1 protein-coding gene is annotated in these 1,269 nt (G+C 66.5%); it reads right to left on the bottom strand.

What is annotated here, in order from left to right:
* Positions 1-54: 54 nt before the first annotated feature.
* Positions 55-864: a DUF3108 domain-containing protein gene (locus tag AX729_RS36865; RefSeq protein ID WP_061029678.1), complete on the bottom strand. Its 810-nt coding sequence runs from the start codon at positions 862-864 to the stop codon at positions 55-57.
* Positions 865-1,269 lie beyond the last annotated feature (405 nt).

Here is a 1,269-nt window from a genome sequence, read left to right as displayed (position 1 = left end):
CGCGCGATCGACCCTCCCCCTCCAGGGGAGGGTTAACGCCACCGCCGCCTGTCCCTACTGCGTCTTCGCCACCCTTGGCGGCTGGGCCGCGGTGATGAAGCTGGTGGCTTCCAGCATGGCCGGCCCCAAGGGCGTCGGCACTTTCAGCCAGAACGGGACCAGGATGCGCGTGCCGGCGATCGGCGCGAAGGCGATCTCCATGTTGCGCTGGGCGGCGAGGTATTTGATCACGGGGCGATCGGGGATGTAGCCGGCGACCGGCACGAAATAGATCGAGCAGACCACGACCGGGCCACGATAGCCCTTCTCGGCCTTCACGCTCTCCATGCGCTTGAAATCGAGCTTGAGCTCGTAGCGCATGCGACCGTCGAACACCGGCGCGGAGTTGTGGCAGGCCTCCGGTGAGACAGGATCGCCGGTGCCGGGCACGCGCAGCAGCGAGGCCGTCATGGGGTCCCAGACGCCGCGGCGATGCGCATCAGTGACGACGATGCGGTCAGGATCGACCGGCGGCTCCGGCAGGATGGAGAAATCCTTCACATTGCCCTTGTCGAGCGTGATGCGGATCTCTTCGGTCTTCTTCTGGGTGGTGGTGGAGGCCTGGTAGCCGGTCGCAACCAGCGCGCCGTTGACGATGCGCCCCTGCGAGGCGCCGGTGCCTGACCCGCCCGTGAACGATTTCAGCAGCCCGGAGGTGCCGCCAGCGGCCGCCGCCGAGAACACGTCGTCCTGGATGTCGATGTTCCAGGCGCCCTTGCCGACGGGAATGCCCGCCAGCGAAGCCTCATATTGCGCCTCGAGCTTGCCTTGCGCCGCGGCCGGCACCGCACCCCACGCGACGGCCAGGGCGCACAGCGCAGCCAGCCAACCGGCAAGGCGCGAACGGACCGGCCGCAGATCCTGCGCAAAGGTGAGCGTTGAAGGCACGAAACAATCCAATCGGGGCGCGATGCGCTGTTACTTAAGCCAAAAATTACGGCAAACAATGTGTCCGGGCGTCCTGCCCCGGGAACTCCACTGGACTCTTCGGCGGTGAATACGCCCTTTATGTGATGTCAAAAACGCGACAAACACTGCCGTTTTGGTGGTCGGGGGTTAGCCGCGGGTGCGGTAACCTCTCCCGCTTGCGGGAGAGGTCGCGCGCAGCGCGGGTGAGGGTTCTCTCCGCTGGGGGACAGCCGCGTCTGCCCCCCAGAGGAAGAAGCCCTCTCCCCAACCCTCCCCCGCGCGCGCGCACCACCCGGGCGGCTCCTGTCTCTTATACACATC

Source organism: Bradyrhizobium sp. CCH5-F6 (assembly GCF_001556045.1).
Lineage (GTDB): Bacteria > Pseudomonadota > Alphaproteobacteria > Rhizobiales > Xanthobacteraceae > Bradyrhizobium.
This window is presented reverse-complemented; position numbering and strand designations above follow the sequence as displayed.